Consider the following 16,725-nt stretch of genomic DNA (forward strand, 5'->3'; position numbering starts at 1 on the left):
GTTCCTATTGACCTATTTTTCTATTTTGCGGACGATCCCAAATTAAACGAGGATCAAATTTTTGTGATGCAATCATTGTAATAATAACAACACTTGCAAAAAATGTAACACCAATATCAGGGTAAACACCCATCATTTGTTGATTTCTAACTAAAGAACAAATAACTGAAACAACAAATATATCTATCATTGACCATTTACCAATAAACTCAACTGCAGTGTATAATTTTTTCATTTTTAAACAATTATTCTTATTTTTCTGTTTTACTGCTAATGCAAAATAACAAAGCCAACTAAGTGAAATGATTTTTAAAATTGGGATCACAACACTTGCAATAAAAATAACAAGCGCAACAGGTATATCACCAGATTGCCACATATAAATGACGCCATCAATAATGGTTGAAGTTGATGCTGACCCAAAAACAACCGTTATCATAATCCCAAATAAATTAGCGGGAATATAAAGAATTAATGAAGTAACCAATAACGCTATAGTCCATTGTATTTTATCATGATCTCTAATTTTACTTTTTTGTTTACATCGAGGGCATTTTTCATAATTCATGGGTAATATAGCCTGACAACAATTACATAATTTTAGATTTTGGCTGATTCCTGTTTTTCCAGCTTTCAATGTATTAACAGCAAAGTTATTACGATGAATTTCGTCCCAAATTACTTCTGGCGAGAAAATAACTAAAGATTTTATATAAAAAAAGACAAATAGACAAAATGACCAAAACGTACCAGTAACCCCAATACTGCCATAACTCATTAATTTAACAAAGCTGACCAAAACACCAGTAAGAAAGATTTCTGGCATACACCAATGTTGAAATTTTTCATAAACGATAAGTAGATCGCGTTTGCGATATTTTGTTAATTGAATTCTGGAACAAAGCAGGACGATAATTAATAAATTAAATATAGGAAAAAGCAAAACAAATAAAATAAAAAGCGCTGAAACATAGCTATATTTATCAAAATAAAGGGTCTTAGGAATATCTAATACACTAACGCCAATGTAATTTCCTACAATACGGATATCAATAAAGACAAAGCCACAGGCTACAATAATCATAATTAATGAACAAGCTGCATACATAGCAGATCTAAACTTCATATTACAACTATTTTTAGCCAATGTAGTATTACAGCGTGGACAAACAGCTTTATGCCCTACTGTTATATCAGCTAATTCTATGACCAAATCACAGTGTGAGCATAAAACATAATGTTGTTTATCAATGGCCATTATTTTCCTTTATTTCGATATATTTTTTAACCTGAATAAATATTTCAGATTAATATAACATTTAAGTATAAAACTAATGAGTTATTATTAAATAATTTCTTGAGGAACAAATATTTTAATGAATAAAAGTTAGTTATGTTAGCTTCAAAGCTAATCATATCAAATGACATTTTTTTATGAAAGTATTACTAAATTAAATTACTGAATTTTGATTATTATCAAATATAAAGTTAACATAATAATTCAACAAATTTAATCTTGAATATCGATATTTCATCACCATTTGTTAGTTTCAGTTATTACATCAAATAAATTATCCATAAAAATTTGTGAAGTAATTTCCAATAATTAACTAAATAATTGTTGCATATAAAAAAACTTGATACTGTATAACAATACAGTGTAATATACTACATCCTAACTCATTGGAATTTTATAATATGAACGAAAACAAACAACGTGCACTTTCTGCTGCATTAAGTCAAATCGAAAAACAATTTGGTAAAGGTTCAATTATGCGTTTAGGGGATACCCAAACGTTAGATGTAGATGCTGTATCTACTGGTTCATTAGGACTAGATATCGCATTGGGTATTGGCGGTTTACCAATGGGTCGAATTGTCGAAATATTTGGACCAGAATCATCAGGTAAAACAACACTTACCTTATCTGTCATAGCACAAGCTCAAAAAGAAGGTAAGACTTGTGCATTTATTGATGCTGAACATGCACTTGATCCAATTTATGCAGCTAAATTGGGTGTACAAGTTAATGACTTATTAATATCCCAACCTGATACGGGAGAACAAGCACTTGAAATTTGTGATGCACTAGTTCGCTCTGGCGCTGTTGATGTTATTATTGTCGACTCAGTCGCAGCATTAACACCAAAAGCTGAAATTGAAGGTGAAATGGGCGATTCTCATATGGGATTACAAGCTCGTTTAATGTCACAAGCCTTACGTAAACTAACTGCGAATATCAAAAATGCAAATTGTTTAGTTGTATTTATTAACCAAATTCGTATGAAAATTGGTGTTATGTTTGGTAGCCCAGAAACAACAACTGGTGGTAATGCACTAAAATTCTATGCTTCTGTTCGTCTTGATATTCGCCGCATTGGTTCAGTAAAAGAAGGTGAAAATATTATCGGTAGTGACACTCGGGTAAAAGTGGTTAAAAACAAAGTTGCAGCTCCATTTAGACAGACAGAGTTCCAAATTCTTTATGGTTGTGGAATTTCAAAAGAAGGTGAACTAATTGATTTAGGTGTTAAAAACAAATTAGTAGATAAAGCGGGGGCATGGTATAGCTACAATGGCGAGAAAGTTGGTCAAGGCAAAGCTAACTCAATTAAATTTTTACAAGAACACCCTGAAATTGCCAAAGAACTTGAAACTAAACTACGCGATTTACTACTAAATAGTCCTGCCGTTTTTGCAACTGATGAAGAAAATATTTCATCAGAAGATGAAAGTTTTGAATAATGGATAAAAAACTCAATAAATCAATTTTAAATAAAGCTGTGCAATTACTTGCACAGCGTGATCACTCTTCATATGAACTAACTCAAAAAATAACATTTTTTTTTGCTAAAAAACAACTATCTCTAGACGAAGGTTATCACGAGCAACTAACTAAACTAAAAGCAGAAATACAAAATGTTATCGAGTATTGCATCAACCAAAAATGGATTAATGATGAACAATATATTGAGAAATATATTGTTATGCGTGCGAATAAAGGTTATGGAAAATATAAAATAGCAATGGAACTTAAACAACGAGGTTTACCAACTGATTTAAGTCAACAACTATTACAAATGTCAGATATCAACTGGGGAAATCTTGCCCATGCTCAATTAATAAAAAAACTAAAGCAAATTAAACAAAAAAATAATGATAAAAAACAAAAAGGTATTCAGTTTTTGATTGCAAGAGGCTATACACACGATGATATTAAAACCGCACACAACTTATTGACTTAAACAATTATAATATCTAAAATAGTATATGTGAAATTAAAAAAATGATTACAAATAAAACTTACTAATTCTTTTTATTTTTACTTGTAATATTAACTAGATCCGCTTCAATAGTAACAATATTTACTTTTCAACTTTGGTTGTAACAAGTATATTATAATGTTTAGAAATCTATCGTTTTTATATGGAAGCATAAATGAAAAGCACTGCAGAAATTCGTCAAAGTTTTCTTGACTTTTTCCATAACAAAGGACATGAAGTTGTCGCAAGTAGTTCCCTTGTTCCACATAATGACCCAACTCTATTATTTACTAATGCAGGAATGAATCAATTTAAAGATGTTTTTCTCGGTGTTGATAAGCGTTCTTACACTAGAGCCACAACATCGCAACGTTGTGTCCGCGCGGGTGGTAAACATAACGATTTAGACAATGTTGGCTATACAGCTCGACATCATACTTTTTTTGAAATGTTAGGGAACTTTAGTTTCGGCGATTATTTTAAGCATGATGCAATTCATTTTGCATGGGAATTATTAACCAGTAAAGAATGGTTTAATCTACCTAAAGATAAGCTAACTGTCACTGTTTATGAAACCGATGACGAAGCATATGCAATTTGGGAAAAAGAAATCGGTATCCCTAAAGAACGCATAATTCGTATTGGTGATAATAAAGGTGCGCCATATGCTTCTGATAACTTTTGGCAAATGGGGGATACAGGTCCTTGTGGTCCTTGTACCGAAATTTTCTACGATCATGGTGATCACCTTTGGGGCGGGCCTCCTGGTAGCGCTGAAGAAGATGGCGATAGATTTATCGAAATTTGGAACATTGTCTTTATGCAATTTAATCGCCATCCTGACGGCACAATGGAACCATTACCTAAACCATCAGTCGATACAGGTATGGGGTTAGAGCGCATTGCCGCTGTTTTGCAGCATGTCAACTCTAATTATGAAATAGATCTGTTTAAAAAATTAATTAAAGATGCAGCAGAGATTATTCAAACTAAAGATCTAGAAAATAAATCACTACGCGTTATTGCCGACCATATTCGTTCTTGTGCTTTTCTTATTTCAGATGGCGTATTACCTTCAAACGAAGGCCGAGGCTATGTATTACGACGTATAATTCGACGTGCAGTGCGCCATGGACATATGCTTGGCGCAAAAGACATATTTTTCTACAAACTGGTAAAACCTTTAATTGATGTGATGGAAAGCGCAGCAGTTGAATTAGAAAATAATCGAAAATTGGTTGAAGACGCTCTTAAATTAGAAGAAGAGCAATTTCTAAAAACATTAGAACGTGGATTATTTTTGCTTGATCAAGAGTTAACAAAAATCACAGGCAAAATATTACCCGGTGATGTTGCATTTAAACTTTATGACACTTACGGCTTTCCACTAGATTTAACAGCAGATGTTTGCCGTGAAAAAAATATCACGATTGATGAGGAAGGCTTTAATCAATGCATGGAAGAACAACGAAAGCGTGCACGCGAATCAAGTTCATTTAGTGTTGATTATAGCAACGTCATAAAACTTGATGATAGAACTGAATTTTTAGGTTATCAAGCAACTGAAACTTCAGGAAAAATTATTGCTATATTTAAAAATGGCCAAAAAGTTGAAAGTATTCATGCTGGCGATGAAGCAATTATCATCCTAGACAAAACGCCATTTTATGGCGAATCTGGTGGGCAAATTGGTGATAAAGGCTTATTAACAGCTGCAAATGTTGAATTTACAGTTTTAGATAGTCAAAAATATGGCAAAAGTATCGGGCATATAGGTAACATCATCAAAGGCTGTTTAAAAGTCGGAGACACAGTTACAGCTGCAATCAACGTTGAACTACGTGAACGAATTCGTCGTAATCATTCAGCTACACATTTATTACAAGCTGCATTACAACATGTTTTGGGTAATCATGTTCATCAAAAAGGGTCTTTAGTCAATGATAACTATCTACGTTTTGACTTTTCACATAACCAGCCGATAACACAAGAACAAATTATTGAAATAGAAAACCTTGTTAACCGACAAATTCGTCGCAATTTACCAGTTGATATTGAGCTTATGCCGATCGATGAAGCCAAAAACAAAGGTGCTATGGCACTATTTGGTGAAAAATATGATGATATAGTAAGAGTGCTTGCTATGGGGGATTTTTCGATTGAACTTTGCGGTGGTACTCACGTAGATAGAACCGGCGATATTGGTTTATTTAAAATAATATCAGAATCAAGCATAGCATCTGGCGTACGCCGTATTGAAGCGACCTCGGGGCAAAATGCAATGGATCTAATACACTATGAATCAAATTTATTAACTCAGATTGGGCAAATCATTAAAAGTGATAAATCTGCAGTTTTAGCACGTATTGAACAACTGTCTGAGCAAACCAAGCAGCTTGAAAAAACAGTTGAACAATTAAAAGCACAAAAAGCTAGCCAAGAAAGCGCTCAATTGCTTAATCAATGTGAACAAATCAATAATACTAATGTACTTATTGCTAAACTTGACAATATTGAAGCAAAATTATTACGCACTATGATTGATGATCTTAAAAATCAGTTAAAAACAGCCGTAATTATTTTGGCTGCAGTTAACGATGGAAAAATCAATTTAGCTGCAGGTGTAACTAATGATTTAATCAAAAATATTAAAGCTGGTGAGCTAGTTTCTCAATTGGCATTAAAAATAGGTGGTAAAGGTGGTGGGCGGCCTGATTTCGCTCAAGCAGGCGGGATGGATCTCTCGGCATTACCCGAAGCATTATCTTCGATAAAAAAGGAAATCAGTAATAAATTACAAGCGAGTTAGCCATATATACTCAAGTATTTGTTAATTAAATATTAGAGTTTTCCTCAAAATTCCATCTTTTTATCTTATGGATGGAGGCTGACGAAGCTATATCTTAAAATTGTTTGGATATGCACTTAACTGATATTAGGAGAGCTCATGTTAATTTTAACTAGGAGAGTTGGTGAAACTCTAATAATTGGGGATGATATAATTATTACCATCTTAGGCGTAAAAGGCAATCAAGTCAGAGTTGGTATTAATGCACCTAAAGACGTTTCAATTCACAGAGAAGAGATATATAACAGAATTCATCAAATACAAGATTCAACAGATGAATTTCCCGAGCCTAAAGGGTAATGTTGGGCAGTAAATAAACAACTGGCACGCAGAAACAAAAAAATGTTTGACTTATTTTTTGTAAAAAGTAATATGTGCGCCACACATTATGATTTTGTTGTTCAAGGAGTCATAATGTCTTGGTGAGATGGCCGAGAGGCTGAAGGCGCTCCCCTGCTAAGGGAGTATGCGGTCAAAAGCTGCATCGAGGGTTCGAATCCCTCTCTCACCGCCATTTTAAAAATTTAAAATATGCATCCGTAGCTCAGCTGGATAGAGTACCCGGCTACGAACCGGGCGGTCAGGGGTTCGAATCCCTTCGGATGCACCATTTTAAAAATTCAAAACGCATCCGTAGCTCAGCTGGATAGAGTACCCGGCTACGAACCGGGCGGTCAGGGGTTCGAATCCCTTCGGATGCACCACTTTTTTTTAACGAACTTACACGCATCCGTAGCTCAGCTGGATAGAGCACTCGGCTTCGAACCGAGCGGTCAGGGGTTCGAATCCCTTCGGGTGCGCCATTTCTGTTGAATCCCGATATAATTCTAGTATACTAATCTCACAAATTTTTATATTGGTAAATCGATCTACTTTTAATTTATATATTCTGTTTTCTATAATAGAATAACGATAAAGTAGAAAGATATTCCCTAGTTAATAATGGACATTATTTATGTTGGACCCAAATTTACTTCGAAATGAATTGGATGTTATTGCTAATAAATTAGCACGTCGAGGATTTAAATTAGATGTTGATACGATTCGCCACTTAGAAGAAAGACGCAAAGTATTACAAGTTGAAACCGAGAACTTACAAGCCGAACGTAATGCTCGTTCAAAAGCAATTGGTGAAGCCAAAGCACGAGGCGAAGATATTACAGCTGTCCGTGAAGAAGTCAATAAACTTGGTGAAAAACTTAACAGCGCTAAAGCAGAGCTTGATATCCTACTAAGCAAAATTAAAGATATCGCCTCGACCATTCCTAATATTCCTGATGACTCAGTTCCAGAAGGAAAAGATGAAAATGATAATATTGAAATTTCTCGCTTTGGCACACCAAGAACATTTGATTTCCCTATTCAAGACCATGTTGCATTGGGTGAACGTTTTGGTGGTCTTGATTTTGCCGCTGGCGTAAAACTAACTGGTGCTCGCTTTGTGGTGATGAAATCACAAATTGCACGCTTACATCGTGCTATTACCCAATTTATGTTAGATTTACATACCGAACAACACGGTTATGCTGAAATTTATGTACCGTATCTTGTCAACCAAGCAACATTATTTGGTACAGGACAATTACCTAAGTTTGCAGGTGACTTATTCCACACCAAGCCACTAGACGAAGAAGCAGAAAGCAGTAATTATGCTTTAATTCCAACGGCTGAAGTCCCTGTAACTAATCTAGTGCGTGACGAGATTCTTGATGAAAGCGTATTACCATTAAAAATGACAGCCCACACTCCATGCTTCCGTTCAGAAGCAGGATCTTATGGTAAAGATACTCGAGGCTTAATTCGCATGCATCAGTTTGATAAAGTTGAACTGGTACAAATTGTTAAACCAGAAGAATCAATGAAAGCACTAGAAGAGCTTACAGCACACGCAGAAAAGGTACTACAGCTACTTGAACTTCCTTATCGTAAAATTGTACTTTGTACGGGCGATATGGGCTTTGGTTCATGTAAAACCTATGATCTTGAAGTATGGGTGCCTGCGCAAAATACTTATCGCGAAATCTCGTCTTGTTCTAACATGTGGGATTTCCAAGCTCGCCGCATGCAAGCTCGTTATCGCAATAAAGCAGATAACAAAACTTATTTAGTCCATACCTTAAACGGTTCAGGATTAGCTGTAGGACGTACGCTTGTCGCTATTATGGAAAACTACCAACAAGCAGATGGCACAATTAAAGTCCCATCAGTTTTGGTGCCTTATATGAACGGTGTTGAAGTTATTGGCTAAGTAAAACCAAACTTATTTAATAGCGCTACTTATTAGTTAGCGCTATTTTTTTATTAACAAAAGAGAAAGAAAATGATAAAAGGCATCACACTTTTAATATTTGCATCATGTCTTTTTGCTTTGCTTTATTACTACCCTGTACTATTACAGCCATTATCAATTATTGATATTTTTTGCTGGCGACTATTAACCTCGTTTCCTGCAATTATTGTATTAATTATCATCCAAAAAAAATGGTCAGCAGTAACAGCCCTATTCACACGCATAAAACAGCAACCGCTTTATTTATTAGGACTGATATTTTCCTCTTTTTTGCTAACTATCCAAATGATGATTTTTATCTGGGCACCAGTTAACGGACATGGACTATCAGCATCGCTAGGTTATTTTTTATTACCATTAACTATGGTCATTTCAGGACAAATCTTTTACAAAGAAAAACTCAGCTTTTTACAAAAAATTGCTGTTGGGTTAGCAGCTTTAGGGGTAATCATCGAAATCACAACCACAGGCGCATTTTCGTGGGAAACAGCCATTATAGCCTTAGGATATCCCATTTACTTCATCACAAGAAGAAAATTGCAAATAGAAGGGATTGCGGGGACATTTTCAGACTTCTTGTTTATCTTTATCGGTTGCCTTATTTACTTCTCGTTAAATTATAATGCACACAAAATTATTGGAGATATTGTTCATTTTCCGATTTATATTCCAATGTTAGGAATCATAACTGCTATTGCTTTTGCTATATACTTTTTTGCAAGGCAATTATTACCACTGGGGTTATTTGGCTTGCTCGGTTATGTAGAGCCCGTATTGTTAACCATCGTTTCGGTATTATTTTTACATGAGACAGTATCTTCTGAGCATATTGCCTCATATGGACTAATTTGGCTATCAGTATGCATACTTGCTTTAGAAGGAACTATTTTTGTTTTACGAGCAATAAAACGAAAAAGAATACGATAATAATACTTAAAAATTTTCAATTTATATATAGTAGCCTAGTAGCTTGGTAAACTTGACTGGTGAAAAGTAATAATCCATTAAATAATAATTTAGAGTATTTATTTCACCTATTAGGCATCCATTTTACTAAAATAAATTTCAACAAATAATGAGCATCTGCTAAGTTAAGTTTAAGTGATTATATTTAATTGCACTTTTATATATGTATAAAAACTCCGTAAACTACAAATATTAAGGAGAAAATAGACAAAAAACGAATATATACATATTTATTTGTAAACCTTCAATAAGCACATGGCATTGCTTACTTACTTCTTTCTAACCATATTAGTTGAGCTTGGCCTTTATTCAAACTGAGAATAATTATTCCCACGACGAACCAAATAACGCCAACAATCTTTGCACCATTATCAATATGAAATAACACAGGCAATAGCACCACAATACCAATAATTGGCATAACAATATCTAAAATCCACGAAAGCCATCCTTTTGAGCCTTTTTTAAGTTTAAAATAACCGATTACAGACAAATGCAACATAATAAATGCCGTCAATGCTCCAATATCAACAAATGATACCAAAGTGGGTAATCCTTTGGCATTATTAGCCGCAATGACCACTAGGCATAAATTAAATAATGCAGCAAATAAAACGGCTATTGTTGGTACACCAGTACTTTTACCAACTTTAGCAAGAAAAGACGGCAAACGTTTATCACGCCCCATACTAAATAAAAGACGACTTGCTGCAGCTTGTCCAACCATTGCAGCAAATGCAGCGCCAATAGCTTTCATAAAACTTAGTGACCATCCTAACCACAAATTAATTTCTTGATTGACAATATTATAATAAGCTTTACCTTGCAGTTCTGGGTGGCTACGCAAATATTCCGGGCTATAAGGATTAAGTAAGGCACCGATATAAATTTGCACTACAAATAAACAACCAGCTAAAATTAAGCAGATGATTATTGCTTTACTCACTAACTGATGGTGGCCGTGATTTTCTTCAGAAAATGTCGCAATAGCATCAAACCCCAAATAAGAGAGCACAGCAATAGACACGGCATTAAATAGGTTTCCCCAACTGAACAAATCCCCCCCAATAAAAGGTTGCAACCAATTTTGACTAATACCACTTGTTGCAATTACCCAAACTCCCACAGATAACACCGTAAACAGTACAATAATTTCAAATATTAAGATGATTAACGTAATTTTGGCCGATTTTTTAACACCAATTAAATTGAGTGTAGTGGTTAACATAACAGCCAAGCAAGTCCATATCCATATTGGCACTTCGGGAATTAAAGCATTGAGCGATATACCACTAAATAAGTAAGCAACCGCAGGAATAAACATATAATCAAGTAATAACAACCAACCTACTAAAAAACCAGCATGAGGATGAATACCAATAGAGCAATAAGCATAAACAGCCCCTGCATGTGGTAGTGCATTTGCCATTCGAGCATAAGAAAGCGCGGTAAATGCCATTACCAACGTTGCAACAATATAGACTAAAACAATAGCGCCATCGCTTATCGCATCTAAAACACCAAATAGCCCTATCGGTGCTGCAGGGCCAATAAAAAGCAATCCCAGAATAACCAAATCCCGAAATCGCATATTTTTGCTTAACTGTTGCATAAAATCATGCTCTTATGGCAATTATCAATAAAATAAATATTAAATGATGAATGCAAAATGTGCTAAGATCTGCTTGTTATTAGCTTATAATTATTAGTTATAAGTATGCAATTTACTAATACTCTCTAATCTCATAGGTATAAGTCATTTTTGCTGTTTTACCAAGCATGATAGAGGCACTGCAATATTTTTCTGATGCAAGTTTTACTGCCATTTCAACGGCTTCGTTATCAATATTAATACCCGTAATAACGATATGAAAATTAATTGAGGTATACACTTTAGGGGAAGATTCTGCTTGAGTTTTATCAATATCTATCCAAAGATCACGTACATCCTTTTTTTTATTTTTTAAAATTGCAATAATATCATAAGCCATACAACCCGCAGCACCATGTAATAAAAGCTCCATAGGACGGGCTCCACGATTACGGCCACCATGCTCAATACCACCATCCATAACTAATGAATGCCCACTTGCTGTTTCACCTAAAAAACCAAAATCATCCACCCACTTTAAACGATCTTTCATTATTCGCTCCTTTTTATTTATCTTTAAACTTTACTAAATAACATAAACGTTTTTAATCATTCTGTCATCTTTTGACGCTGTATTATCGTTGTATTAATTGTTATGCTAGCCACAAAAAAGGTCGCAATCGCGACCTTAAAACTTCATAAAACATAAAAAAAAGCTAGATTAATACTAAACAACAAAATTGTTATCTTGCATCTTTAACTGCCAGTCCTAATTGCCAAACTGCCATAGCATAATGTGTACTGTGATTGTAACGAGTAATCACATAAAAGTTTGGTAATCCATACCAAAATTGGTAATTATCACCCATATCAAGCCGTAATAAGCTAACTTGTGTATGTCCATCTAACGAACTTTGTGGTTTTAATCCAGCTTTTGCCAATGTTTCAATTGAATATTTAGTACTAAAACCAGTATCAAGTGATAGTGCTTGACCATCAGCCATTACAGCCACTTTTTTACCACGTTGCCAACCGTATGATTTGAAGTAGCTTGCCACACTACCAATAGCATCAACGGGATCCCATAAATCAATATGCCCATCATGATTAAAATCAACAGCGTGGCGTCTAAATGCTGATGGCATAAATTGACCATATCCCATAGCACCAGCAAATGATCCACTCAAATCAAAGGGATCAACGCCCTCATCTCGGCACATAACTAAAAAATCTTCTAATTCGTCAGAAAAATATTGCGCACGTCTTGGATAGTAAAATGCAAGAGTAGACAAGGCATCAATAATTTTAGTTTTACCCATCACTCTACCCCAACCTGTTTCAACACCAATAATGCCAACAATAATTTCGGGTGGCACACCATATTCATTATAAGCACGCTGTAATTCTTTTTGGTATTGATTCCAAAATTCAACACCACTAGAAAGGTTACTCGGTGTAATAAATTTACTTTTATATCGAATCCAAGCGCCATTTGGTGCCGTTGGCGAGGTTGCTTTTGGTGCTTGTTTATCCATTAAATTAATGACCCAATCAAGCTTATTAGCTTGAGCAAGCACATTACGGAGTTGTTGACGATTAAAACCATGCTTACTAACCATTCTATCGATAAATTTTTCTTTATCTATCTCTAGTGACGTACTAGCGGTTTTAAATTGATTGTGAGATTTTTCCAGATAAACACCGCCCTTAACATTTGCATGTCCACGGTGTTCTTTCATGGGAGATGTTGAAAATCTGTCACCATTACAAGCTACTAGCAATAAAATTGTAATAATAAAGATGGCAATACGCTGCATAAAAAAACCATATTTTAAGTAGTTGAAAAATCGACAACATCATAAGATATTTATTATTATTTAACAATATTTGGGCATAATTTACCTTCAGATATTTGTTGAATATTATTTAACGTGGTATCTGAAATATTCAATAACGCTTCTTGTGTTAAAAAGGCTTGGTGCCCCGTAAAAATAACATTATGACAGGAAGATAAGCGACGGAACACATCATCTAAAATAACATCATTAGATTTGTCTTCAAAAAAGAGATCACGTTCGTTTTCATAAACATCCATGCCTAAAGCACCAATTTTTGTTTTCTTTAATGCATCAATAGCTGCGGTTGCATCAAGTAATGCGCCACGACTAGTATTGATAATCATCACGCCGTCTTTCATTTTTTGGAAAGAATCTTTATTCAATAAATGATAATTTTCAGGTGTCATAGGGCAATGTAACGTAATCACATCAGATTTTGCATATAACTCATGTAACTCAACATATTGCGCCCCTAATTCAACTGCAACATCATTTGGATAAGGATCATAGGCAAGAATATGCATACCAAAACCTTTCAAAATACGGATAACTGCTTGACCAATTTTGCCCGTACCAATAACACCAGCAGTACGATTGTGCATATTAAATCCAGTTAATCCATCTAACGAAAAGTTCGCATCACGAGTACGCTGATAAGCTTTATGCGTTTTTCTATTTAGCGTCATCATTAACGCAACCGCATGTTCTGCAACTGCTTCGGGCGAATAAGCAGGAACACGAACAACAGTAATACCTAATTTTCCAGCCTCGGCTAAGTCAACATTATCAAATCCTGCACAGCGAAGTGCTAAAATTTTAATACCATAACTGGCCAATTTTTGGAGTACTTTTTTATCGATTTCGTCATTCACAAATGCACAAACCGCATTATAACCTTGAGCAGTAACCACTGTTTTATGACTTAATTTATGCTCATAATATTCGATATCAAAACCAAATTTTTTATTGGCGATGTCTAAATGTTCTTTGTCATAATGCTTACTGCTAAAAACAGCAACCTTGATTGAACTTTTCATATTACTAACCCCTTTTGATAATAATTAGTGAATTTTTTAACTGAATATTGGCATTAAATTTTATATTAAATCATATTTATTCAATGCGACTGTTGGTATTTCGAAAAATGACTTTAGGTAATAGTTTATCTTAGCATGTAGAATTATTTTTGGTGTTGTGTGATATAATAGCACTTTGCTAAAAAACTAACCATTAAAGTTAAATAATGAATAAAAAAATAACTCACGTTTTTTTTAATAGAAAAATGTTGTTGTGCATTTATACAGGCTTTTGTTCTGGACTTCCTCTTTTCTTTATTATTCAATTAATTCCAGTTTGGCTAAAAGGTGGAAATATAGACATAGATACAATTGGTTTGTTCACATTAATCCAAATTCCTTACTTATGTAAATTTCTCTGGTCACCATTATTAGATAAGTTGTCACCTTTTTCATTAGGGTATCGTAAAGGTTGGTTATTTTTAACTCAATTAGGGCTCTTAATTATCATGCCTATGTATGGTTTTTTAACTCCCCAAGATAACATTAAAATAGTCGTTGCTTTAAGTTTGTTAACAGCTTTTATTTCTGCAACTCAAGATATTGCAATTGATTCTTACAGAAGAGAAATTTTAAGCGATAACGAACTTGGTAGCGGAAATAGTATACATATTAATATGTATCGAATAGCAGGATTCGTTCCAGGTGGATTATCGCTTGTTCTTGCTGATTATTTATCATGGATGGAAGTATTCGTATTTACTGCTGCATTTTTTATACCAATACTATTGATTACGATAAGATTAAAAGAGCCATCACATATCAGTGTAATTCATTCAGATAAATCTATTTTAAAACAATCAATAAATGAGTTCATTCATCGACAATCGTTGCGTAACACTTTATTTATTATTGCCTTTATTTCATTTTATAAGCTTGGTGATAGCCTTGCAACATCTTTAACTTCACCTTTTTATTTAGATATGAATTTTGAAAAGAGACATATAGGAACTGTAGCTAAAAATGCGGTAGTCTGGCCAAGTTTATTAGGTGCTTTTTTAAGCGGTTTTATTATTTCAAAATATGGACTCAACCGCTCATTGTGGATATCGGGCTTTGTGCAAATGTTTTCTATTTTAGGTTTTGCCTTTTTATCTTACCAAGGACCTTTTTTGACTATTACTTATACTCAACTTATCACATTGGCGGCTGTAATTAGTTTTGAATCTATTGGTGTTGGAATGGGCACAGCTGCTTTAGTTATTTTTATATCGAAAAAAACAAGCCCATTATTTACCACAACACAGTTTGCACTACTAACTAGTTTTTCAGCTATACCAAGAACATTAATAAATTCAACATCAGGTGTTTTAACTTCACATTTAGGATGGACAAACTTTTTTTGGTTATGTTTTATTCTTGCTTTTCCTGGTATGTTATTATTGTTAAAAGTTGCCCCGTGGAATAGCCAATCTTAGGAGAAAATATGGACAAACTAACCCAAGCATTCGACTTTAGACATGCATGTAAAAAATTTGATAATACCAAAAAAATTAGTGATGATGATATTAAATATATTTTAGAAGCGGGTCGTCAATCTCCTTCATCATTTGGTATCGAGCCATGGCATTTTGTGGTTGTTGATAGTCACAAGCTAAAAGTTGAATTACGTAATGTTTGCTATAACCAAGAACAAGTTACCAGCTGTTCACATTTTATAATTGTACTTTACCGCAAAGCCAATAATTTTACGTTACAGAGTGATTATTTACGACAGACAATTGCACGCACCTTACCTGATCCCAATAACCAAACCGATATTGATATTGCCTGTCAAGGATTTATCAATTTTTGCGAACAAGGCTTAGCCGACGGTTTAACCATCAACCACTGGTCAGAAATGCAAGACTATATCGCTAGTGCCAATATGATGACTGCAGCGGCATTTCGTGGTATTGATTCATGTGCTATAGGTGGATTTGATCATGATAAAGTCATAAAGATCCTAGAAAAATATATTCCACAATTTAGTGGCGACTCATTCGGGATAGGACTTTGCTTAGCTTTTGGTTATCGAATTAATGAACCAACAGCGCATATTCGTTGGCCACTTTCAGACTTAACCACATACCTATCAGATAATAGCTAAACTAATTTAACCACAGAACTACCTTCTATCACCAAATGGCGAGCTTTAATTCGCCATCATCACTTATAATGGTCTTTTTACTATAACCGTTACAAGTCTTACTACCGCATTTTTTAGTGTTTTTCATGAGCTAGACGCTCGGTCATTTCTTCATTTAATACCATTTAAATCAATATGTTATTCATAATAACCGGTTAATTTAACTAAATCTTATTATTTTTTATGCTTTTCTCTAACTCTACGGTCATTTTCCTTAGTTTTTATTCATCCATTTTATATTTATCTTGTTTCTACTCATTAGAGTAGTTCAAAAATAGGTAAATACACAAATTTACTTATAAGACACCTTTAATGAGGAAACACACAAAATTTAGGATGGGTTCGAAATTTTATCCAATCGTTGATATAAAGTATTTTCATAATGTTATTTTTCCCAATGCACCATGTCGTAAGGGTAGTATGGTTGGTCTTTTAGAGTGCTGTCGTCTAAGCCGAGTATTTTGACTAACGCACCACTTTCAAAACACCAATAGCCTGTATGAATATTCCATTTGCTTTTATGTCCATCATGCCAACCCAAATCAGAATGTCCTCTATACCACTCTTTTTGCAGGTATTTTTTTAATCTTTCTAGGGCTGCGGTTTTATCTGTTTGAGCCAATGAAATAATGTCTTGGGTTGCTTTATAAGGTCTTGGAAATTCAAACTTTGCCGTTTGTTTGCTCCATTGGGTACTGTTTTGTAAAAGAAAATCAACCAGATAA

Annotated in this window: 14 protein-coding genes and 4 tRNA genes; 12 read left to right on the top strand and 6 right to left on the bottom strand. The window is 34.2% G+C overall.

Annotated features, from left to right (window positions below; translation table 11 throughout):
- Positions 1–4: 4 nt before the first annotated feature.
- A complete protein-coding gene (locus GA0061080_RS06525) occupies positions 5–1,258 on the bottom strand; it encodes a PqiA/YebS family transporter subunit (RefSeq protein WP_091122915.1) in 1,254 nt (417 codons plus the stop codon).
- 440 nt (positions 1,259–1,698) lie between these two features.
- On the opposite strand from GA0061080_RS06525, the gene recA reads away from it, so the two are divergent.
- The 10 genes from recA to rarD all read left to right on the top strand — a co-directional run bounded on the left by recA (position 1,699) and on the right by rarD (position 9,328).
- Complete coding sequence (gene recA, locus GA0061080_RS06530; RefSeq protein WP_091122918.1) at positions 1,699–2,745, top strand: recombinase RecA; 1,047 nt, start codon at positions 1,699–1,701, stop codon at positions 2,743–2,745.
- The gene (locus GA0061080_RS06535; protein WP_091122920.1) at positions 2,745–3,245 is read left to right on the top strand and encodes a regulatory protein RecX; all 501 of its coding nucleotides are present in this window, start codon (positions 2,745–2,747) and stop codon (positions 3,243–3,245) included. The genes recA and GA0061080_RS06535 overlap by 1 nt, the downstream gene beginning before the upstream one ends.
- 193 nt (positions 3,246–3,438) lie before the next feature.
- Positions 3,439–6,072, top strand: a complete 2,634-nt coding sequence (gene alaS / locus GA0061080_RS06540; RefSeq protein WP_091122926.1) for an alanine--tRNA ligase — start codon at positions 3,439–3,441, stop codon at positions 6,070–6,072.
- A 138-nt stretch (positions 6,073–6,210) separates the two neighbouring features.
- Positions 6,211–6,411, top strand: a complete 201-nt coding sequence (gene csrA, locus GA0061080_RS06545) for a carbon storage regulator CsrA (protein ID WP_091122930.1) — start codon at positions 6,211–6,213, stop codon at positions 6,409–6,411.
- Positions 6,412–6,532: 121 nt separating this feature from the next.
- A tRNA-Ser gene (locus GA0061080_RS06550) sits at positions 6,533–6,625 on the top strand.
- Positions 6,626–6,644: 19 nt separating this feature from the next.
- A tRNA-Arg gene (locus GA0061080_RS06555) sits at positions 6,645–6,721 on the top strand.
- A gap of 17 nt (positions 6,722–6,738) precedes the next feature.
- Positions 6,739–6,815, top strand: a tRNA-Arg gene (locus tag GA0061080_RS06560).
- A 22-nt stretch (positions 6,816–6,837) separates the two neighbouring features.
- Positions 6,838–6,914: transfer RNA gene (locus GA0061080_RS06565), tRNA-Arg, on the top strand.
- Positions 6,915–7,066: 152 nt separating this feature from the next.
- The gene (gene serS / locus GA0061080_RS06570) at positions 7,067–8,359 is read left to right on the top strand and encodes a serine--tRNA ligase (RefSeq protein ID WP_091122933.1); all 1,293 of its coding nucleotides are present in this window, start codon (positions 7,067–7,069) and stop codon (positions 8,357–8,359) included.
- Positions 8,360–8,431: 72 nt separating this feature from the next.
- Complete coding sequence (rarD, locus tag GA0061080_RS06575) at positions 8,432–9,328, top strand: EamA family transporter RarD (protein ID WP_091122936.1); 897 nt, start codon at positions 8,432–8,434, stop codon at positions 9,326–9,328.
- A gap of 304 nt (positions 9,329–9,632) precedes the next feature.
- Here the strand turns inward: rarD and GA0061080_RS06580 are convergent, their stop codons facing one another.
- The 4 genes from GA0061080_RS06580 to GA0061080_RS06595 form a co-directional block, all read right to left on the bottom strand.
- Positions 9,633–10,979, bottom strand: a complete 1,347-nt coding sequence (locus GA0061080_RS06580) for an APC family permease (protein WP_091122939.1) — start codon at positions 10,977–10,979, stop codon at positions 9,633–9,635.
- A 115-nt stretch (positions 10,980–11,094) separates the two neighbouring features.
- A complete protein-coding gene (locus GA0061080_RS06585; RefSeq protein WP_065635934.1) occupies positions 11,095–11,511 on the bottom strand; it encodes an OsmC family protein in 417 nt (138 codons plus the stop codon).
- Between the two features lie 190 nt (positions 11,512–11,701).
- Positions 11,702–12,775 (bottom strand): lytic murein transglycosylase B, encoded by a 1,074-nt coding sequence (gene mltB / locus GA0061080_RS06590; protein WP_091122941.1) that lies wholly within the window; start codon positions 12,773–12,775, stop codon positions 11,702–11,704.
- Positions 12,776–12,831: 56 nt separating this feature from the next.
- Positions 12,832–13,821 (bottom strand): 2-hydroxyacid dehydrogenase, encoded by a 990-nt coding sequence (locus GA0061080_RS06595; RefSeq protein ID WP_091122958.1) that lies wholly within the window; start codon positions 13,819–13,821, stop codon positions 12,832–12,834.
- 218 nt (positions 13,822–14,039) lie between these two features.
- Here GA0061080_RS06595 and GA0061080_RS06600 point away from each other — a divergent pair, with 218 nt between their 5' ends.
- Together GA0061080_RS06600 and GA0061080_RS06605 are read left to right on the top strand one after the other, a co-directional pair.
- Positions 14,040–15,290, top strand: coding sequence for an AmpG family muropeptide MFS transporter (locus GA0061080_RS06600; RefSeq protein WP_091122944.1), 1,251 nt, complete (start codon positions 14,040–14,042; stop codon positions 15,288–15,290).
- Positions 15,291–15,298: 8 nt separating this feature from the next.
- Positions 15,299–15,961, top strand: a complete 663-nt coding sequence (locus GA0061080_RS06605; RefSeq protein ID WP_091122947.1) for an NAD(P)H-dependent oxidoreductase — start codon at positions 15,299–15,301, stop codon at positions 15,959–15,961.
- Positions 15,962–16,385: 424 nt separating this feature from the next.
- Here the strand turns inward: GA0061080_RS06605 and GA0061080_RS06610 are convergent.
- A partial coding sequence (locus tag GA0061080_RS06610) for a DUF1911 domain-containing protein (protein WP_141683103.1) occupies positions 16,386–16,725 on the bottom strand: 340 nt, incomplete at its 5' end.

It is taken from the genome of Gilliamella intestini (genome assembly GCF_900094935.1).
GTDB classification, from domain to species: Bacteria; Pseudomonadota; Gammaproteobacteria; order Enterobacterales; family Orbaceae; genus Gilliamella; species Gilliamella intestini.